The 6,099-nt window shown below is 38.5% G+C and carries 8 protein-coding genes; 1 reads left to right on the forward strand and 7 read right to left on the reverse strand.

Annotation, left to right across the window (positions count from 1 at the left end):
* From GX687_06925 to GX687_06945, 5 genes are all read right to left on the reverse strand, one after another.
* Nucleotides 1-584: hypothetical protein (locus GX687_06925; protein HHX97168.1), on the reverse strand; the 584-nt coding region annotated here is incomplete at its 3' end.
* 358 nt (nt 585-942) lie between these two features.
* Nucleotides 943-1,695 (reverse strand): WecB/TagA/CpsF family glycosyltransferase, encoded by a 753-nt coding sequence (locus GX687_06930; protein ID HHX97169.1) that lies wholly within the window; start codon nt 1,693-1,695, stop codon nt 943-945.
* Between the two features lie 18 nt (nt 1,696-1,713).
* A complete protein-coding gene (locus tag GX687_06935) occupies nt 1,714-2,673 on the reverse strand; it encodes an LCP family protein (GenBank protein HHX97170.1) in 960 nt (319 codons plus the stop codon).
* A gap of 21 nt (nt 2,674-2,694) precedes the next feature.
* Complete coding sequence (locus GX687_06940; GenBank protein HHX97171.1) at nt 2,695-3,606, reverse strand: LCP family protein; 912 nt, start codon at nt 3,604-3,606, stop codon at nt 2,695-2,697.
* Nucleotides 3,607-3,675: 69 nt separating this feature from the next.
* Nucleotides 3,676-4,248 carry a copper amine oxidase N-terminal domain-containing protein gene (locus tag GX687_06945; protein ID HHX97172.1) on the reverse strand — a complete coding sequence of 191 codons (573 nt, stop codon included), beginning with the start codon at nt 4,246-4,248 and terminating at the stop codon, nt 3,676-3,678.
* Nucleotides 4,249-4,534: 286 nt separating this feature from the next.
* Between GX687_06945 and GX687_06950 the strand changes: the two genes are divergently transcribed.
* Complete coding sequence (locus GX687_06950; GenBank protein ID HHX97173.1) at nt 4,535-4,720, forward strand: hypothetical protein; 186 nt, start codon at nt 4,535-4,537, stop codon at nt 4,718-4,720.
* Between the two features lie 65 nt (nt 4,721-4,785).
* Here the strand turns inward: GX687_06950 and GX687_06955 are convergent, their stop codons facing one another.
* Both GX687_06955 and flgG read right to left on the reverse strand, forming a co-directional pair.
* Nucleotides 4,786-5,118, reverse strand: a complete 333-nt coding sequence (locus tag GX687_06955) for a hypothetical protein (protein ID HHX97174.1) — start codon at nt 5,116-5,118, stop codon at nt 4,786-4,788.
* A 14-nt stretch (nt 5,119-5,132) separates the two neighbouring features.
* Nucleotides 5,133-5,966, reverse strand: a complete 834-nt coding sequence (flgG, locus tag GX687_06960; protein ID HHX97175.1) for a flagellar basal body rod protein FlgG — start codon at nt 5,964-5,966, stop codon at nt 5,133-5,135.
* Nucleotides 5,967-6,099: the final 133 nt, after the last annotated feature.

Below are 6,099 nucleotides of genomic sequence, written 5' to 3' on the forward strand. Positions count from 1 at the left end.
TCCCCACCATCTACATCAAGGGTTACCACATCAACTTTACCATCATCGGCTGTAAATTTAATTTCTACTTCGTCAATAAAGTAAATAGAATCTTTGTCAACCCCATCTACAGCTGGATCTGCGCTCCAAAAACTGAGCTTTGCAGTACCCGCCAAAGAAGAATAGAACTTAAATTCTACCTCACCATTACCATCAGCCTTTAATTGATTACTTTCGCCTTCTTTAAAACCTACTACCCCAGTAGCAAATGGCTCAGTGATTCCTTCTGTAGCTTCACTTTTAGCTAGATACTTTTTATCTACATCAACTTTCACTGTAGTCATTGAAGATTTTAACCAAAGCATATCAATCGGGCTATTTGCCAAAATATTATTTTCGTCATCTTTAAACTCCACATAAACTTTGGCATACCGTGTCTTTTTATCTGTTGTAACTTTTACAGACAAATCATCTGTATAAACCTCACTTGCATCGCGGTTATAAAGCTCGGAAGCTTCAATATTCCCACCAAACGCCAATGCCGGCACGAGTGTCATCATAAACGCTACCAGCGTTAAGATGGCAAATAATTTTCTCGATTTCAAACTATATCCCTCCTTAAAGTTTTCAAGGTTCTGAACCCTCCTTGAGGAGTGTTCATTCCCGTGTATACCACGGGTGGTTCCACTCGATAAGTTGACAAGAGTCTATTTTTTTATCGAGTTACTCTTGGGAACCTCTTCGTCCTACACTATGTACTCTTTCCCATTTCCTACGTGGCCCTATCCCCCCCTTCAAAAATGCTGAGCAATTAACCTAAACTTCTCCCTTTTACTAAGGATAATAACATATTGCCTATAACATGGCAAGTACTAAACCATATTATATCACAAGAGCATTTGAAGTCAATCACCAGAAACTGTCTGTAAAAAGCCATAGGCATTTAACAGAATACAACATTTTTTAGCTTTTGTCTAGTCGCGAAAAAGCCCTCTTCTGCTTATAAACCGCCATTATAAAGCGGGGTAAGCTCAGCATTCTGCCTATTCGCCATGGCTGACGGCAAAGGCGGTAAAACCATTCTAAACCATGTTTTTGCATCCAGAGCGGTGCTCTAGCTGCCGTACCAGCCAAAATATCGAAAGTACCACCAACCCCCATTGCTAATTTAGTATTCAATTGGGGTAAGTATTCCTGAATAAAGATCTCCTGCCGAGGTGCCCCCATAGCAACTAATAGTAAATCTGGTTTCGCTTGCTGTATCTTCGACACGATCTGGCTAATTTCCTGCTTGCAAAAATAACCATGTTGATAACCGACAATTTGTAAATGGGGGTATTTACTTAAAGTACGCAGTACCGCCTGTTTAACCACTTCTGGCTTAGCCCCTAAAAAATAGACTGACCAATTTTTTTGGGAAGCTAAAGCTAATAGCCGCTGGGTTAAATCCACCCCAGTCACTCTTTCCGGAAGTGGAGTATTTAACTTTTCCGAGGCCCAGACCACCCCCGCACCATCTGCCGTAATTACAGCAGCTTTTTTAAACAAATCGGCCAATTGCGGATCCCGATAAGCCCGATAAATAATTTCAGCATTAGCGGTAATAATTTGGGCCACTTCTTGAGATTCCAGTTTTGCTTCTGCCCAATTTAAAACCTCTTCCATAGTTAATACCGCTATCGGTAAACCCAAAATGGACACTGTTTTTATCTTCATAGACGGTCTTCCCCTTTATTAAGTTCCCGTTTCTTCCCCATTTTCCTCTTTTTCATATATTTTTTGTAGTAATTTTTCTAACTCCTTTTGATCAGTAATAAAATAACTACCCCCATAATTGATGTCATCTGTTTCCCCTGGCACCTGATAAGTGTACATTTTCACTTGCTCAAAATTCTTAAACTTATTACCTAAGGCTATCATCTGTTTTAATTTCATATCTGTACCAACATATTCCTTAACCTCTTCGATTAACTCCGGAATTTTCCAAAGGGTAGAAAACTTTAAAGCCTGATCAGCTAAAGCATGTATAAACTTTTGCTGTCTTTCTATTCGACCTAAATCACCACGCCCATCTCCCCGCCAGCGGACATAAGATAAAGCATCGGGACCATTTAACTTTTGTATACCAGGTTGTAAATCTATGCCCTCAAGGGGCTTGTGCATTCTTTCCTCCACATTAATGGTAACTCCACCTAAAGTATCTATAATTTCACTAAAACCCATAAAATTAGTCTCTACATAATAATGGACGGGGAGCTGTAAAAATTGTTCCACCGTTTTCACGGTTAACTCAGCTCCCCCCACAGCATGGGCATAATTAATTTTTCGAATCACCCCTTTAGTGGGGATTAGAACCCTAGTATCACGCGGAATGGATACAAGGTGTATCTCTCGCTCCTTTAAATCCACAGCCGCCAAGATAAGGGTATCAGCCCTGGCCGGCTCATTTTTCCGCTGATCCGACCCCAGAAGGAGTACATTTAAAAAATCCGGTGTCTGAAAAGCCAAATCTGTATCTCCTTCCGGTGGGATCAAAGAAGTAGAGGTTCTCCCCCCCAACCAAAAACCAAAAGAAAGACATAATAATAAGAAGACAATAATGGCTGCATAACCCCAAGGAGTTAACTTTCTTTTTTTGGTACGTACCAAAGGAGGCATTTTGACATCGGTTTGTGTTTTTTCTTCCCAATCCATTTTTCTTTCCCCCCCATTTAGCTAAATACAAGCTTCCGGAGAATCAATGGTCAATACTTCGGTTAAATTGGTTAAATCGGCTTCATAAAACCACAAGCGATCAATGATCGCACTTTTCCCCGGTAAAATTTTGGAAACCACCCCATTTTCCAAAAAACTCGGTGTTAATCTGGCCAGAGCCACCATTTCCCGTAAAGATAAATCAGTCTCTATTTCCCGATTGGCTGCCTGAACAAACTCCAACATCTCCGGTACACTATTTTCTTTTAATATTTTTTTAACCAAGAGCTGAATAACTTCCTGCTGACGTTTAGCCCGCTCCAAATCACCATATTTTTCATTTCGAAACCGAGTATAAGCCAAAACATCTTTCCCGTCAAGGTGCTGGTAACCTGGATAAAGATCTATTCCTTCAGGTAGATTATACATTCGATAGGGAACAGTTAAAGTTAACCCTCCAGCTAAATCTACCAACTTAATCAAGCCGGGAAATTTAATAATAATATGACGGTCAATGGAGACTCCCAAAAAATCACTTATAGTTTCCCGAGATAAATCCACCCCACCATAAGCATAAGCAGCATTAACTTTATTTAATTTACCACGTAAAGGTACCCGTGTATCACGGGGAATTGAAAGTAATTGTATCTTTTTTAATTTTGTATCTATAGATGCCAAAATTATGGTATCACTGCGATCATTTAATCCTTCACGACCATCAAGCCCCAATAAAAGTATTTTAAACTGTTCGTGAAATAATGGCTTTTCTACTTGTGGATGAATAACTGCTGGTGGTGGTACAGGAGTAGGTAATTGAAAAAAATGATCATAAAAAGTATAAATACTGACCATAATTAATAATGTAACTAACATTAAATCTACTAAATTGGAAAAACGTCTTAAATAGTATCTACTCCTTCTCGTTAATCTCATCCCTAACCACCCTTACTGCATTGTATCAAAAAAGACCATTTACCTAAAGAGGATTTAAAAACCAATCCTTTACTTAATAATAGTAACACTGCGTGTTTTTTCTTCCCAATTGACTTGGGCTCCCAATTGTTCGCTGATAAAACGCAGAGGTACCATAGTACGTCCTTCCCTAATTATGGGTGGTGTCTCTAATTGAAATGGTTTACGATTCAAAAAACCCTCTGTTTGCTCAATGAAAATTTCTAATAAAAGATTTCTATATATATAGGTAACTTTTCTAGTTTTTTCTTCCCACAAAAATTCTGCACCCAATGCTTCCCCTATAAAACGAACTGGCACCATGGTTCGATCCTGAAAAATAAAAGGAGCTACCTCTAGTTCCTGTGCCTGTCCATCTATAAAAGCCCGACGGCTGTCAATAGTTATCTTTATTTCAGTTTTCAAATTACGTGCCAATTCCGCGGCCTCGTCTGCTAACCGCTGATAAGTTTTTTGCAAATCACTGATGGAAGCCTCCAAAGGACGTAAAGAATTATCCAACCATTTTTCAAAAAACAGACGGCTCATTAATTCCTCCGCAGCCCCAAGTGGTATCGCAATTAAAAAAGCGAGTAATATACAAAACCCTGTAAATCTTTTCATCTCAACCTATCCTTTTCTAAAAAAATTCACAAAATTATTTTATACTAAATATCCCTTTTTCGCTAGTAAAATGACTAATTCCGAAACGAAAGACTATTCTTAGTATATTTTTACGTTAAAATTTCATTACAAATTATTAAAACCTATCTACAATTTCAGAAAATCGCTTGCTTTATTGCTATTATAGGGTATAATATTAGCAACAATGTTTATATAATATTACGTTTCTTAAAGATTCTTACAATTGCCTACTAGATAGATAATCCGCACAAAGGAGGTGTAAATAATGTATGAAAGAAAATTAAATTCCCTCTACAAGGAAAGATCGCGTCTGCTTGATGCTTGGTCTTTAGCCAATAACAGAAACAAAATGAGCATTTTGGTTCGCATCGGTGATATCGATGACCAAATCGCGATCATCAAAGAAGATATGTCCCATCCAAATTCCGCCAAAAACAAGCTGCACCCTTAATTTTTTAACCCTAAAAAATAAAAAAGCAAGGTTTGCCTAAAGGCAACTTTGCTTTTTCTTTTTTTTCAATCTATTCGTTCCTTGAGCTGTTCATATAACATTTCCGCTAAACCAAACCCATGTGGTGACTCAGCAATTATTTTACTATATTCGGCATCCAGCATCTCCTCATATAGTTTTTCCCCCATACTTTTAGGTAAGAGTTCACTTTCCGGCACAGTAGCCCTTAACTGCTTAAAAACCTGTTGTACAAAAAATGCTTCTAATTCCTGACAAGCTTCCTTCAACTGTTTTTGCTCTTGGGCCAAGATTTCGGCAAAATTACCGGAACGATCAAGAGATGTTTTTTCCATTTTTTTAATTAATCCAGGCGAAAGTGCCAGTGGATCAAGGTACATTTTCTAAATCCCCCTTACCGCTTTAAATTATTGGTAATACTCATCATTTCATCGGAAGTTTGAATAGATTTGGAACCAATTTCATAGGCCCTTTGAGCCATAATCATTTTAATCATTTCTTCCACAATATTAACATTGGAAGCTTCCAAAAAACCGCTGTGCAGCATTCCTAATTGTCCATTTTCCAATGGCTGCCCCAAAATAACCTCACCACAAACATCATGATAAACATAAGCAGAAGAGCCAGCAGCCATTAATCCTTCAGGATTAACAAAATTAGCCAGTTCAATGGCCGGCAGGTCACTTATTTCCTTTTCAGTATGAACACTGCCATCAGGGGCAATCTGTACGACAAAATCATCTGTATCTGGCTGAATATATTTTAAATCTTGTCCAGCTAATGTAATACTGTTCTCGGGAGCTGCATTTCCTTTAGAAGACAAAAGTCGGCACCCCTGAGCATTAACCAAATAACCATCACTATCTAAACGAAAAGCACCAGCTCTCGTAAAGCCAATTTCTCCATTAGGCAAATGCACCATAAAGAACCCTGCACCCTCAATAGCCAAATCCAAATCATTACCTGTTTCCTGCAGGATACCATTTTCCCAGGCTGTACGGGTAGCCGCTATCTTTACCCCATTTCCCACTTCTACGGCAAAATTGTTTTGCCCATTAGCAGTTGAAAGAGCGGGCTGTCGTAAAGTCTGATAAAAAAGCGACGCAAAATCTACCCGATTCTTTTTAAAACCTGTAGTATTGACATTAGCCAAATTATTAGAAATCACATCTAAATTAACCTGTTGGGCACTCATGCCCGAACTCGAACTATATAAAGAACGAATCATTTTTTTGCCGTTGCCAAAACCTTATAAAACTCTATAAGTTCTGTTTGTTTCCCTGTTCTTCCTGTCCAGTTTCGGATAAAACCTACCGCTGTTTGATATAACAGTCCAAGGGCTTAACTTCGGGTACAACGAA

This window comes from Clostridia bacterium, from assembly GCA_012841935.1.
In the GTDB taxonomy this organism is placed as follows: domain Bacteria; phylum Bacillota; class Peptococcia; order DRI-13; family DTU073; genus DUTS01.

What these genes read in the sequence shown, in the direction of transcription:
- GX687_06930 (HHX97169.1), bottom strand. Translation starts at nt 1,695, where the DNA reads ATGAAGATAAAAACAGTGTCCATTTTGGGTTTACCGATAGCGGTATTA.
- GX687_06935 (HHX97170.1), bottom strand. Translation starts at nt 2,673, where the DNA reads ATGGATTGGGAAGAAAAAACACAAACCGATGTCAAAATGCCTCCTTTG.
- GX687_06940 (HHX97171.1), bottom strand. Translation starts at nt 3,606, where the DNA reads ATGAGATTAACGAGAAGGAGTAGATACTATTTAAGACGTTTTTCCAAT.
- GX687_06945 (HHX97172.1), bottom strand. Translation starts at nt 4,248, where the DNA reads ATGAAAAGATTTACAGGGTTTTGTATATTACTCGCTTTTTTAATTGCG.
- GX687_06950 (HHX97173.1), top strand. Translation starts at nt 4,535, where the DNA reads ATGTATGAAAGAAAATTAAATTCCCTCTACAAGGAAAGATCGCGTCTG.
- GX687_06955 (HHX97174.1), bottom strand. Translation starts at nt 5,118, where the DNA reads ATGTACCTTGATCCACTGGCACTTTCGCCTGGATTAATTAAAAAAATG.
- flgG (HHX97175.1), bottom strand. Translation starts at nt 5,966, where the DNA reads ATGATTCGTTCTTTATATAGTTCGAGTTCGGGCATGAGTGCCCAACAG.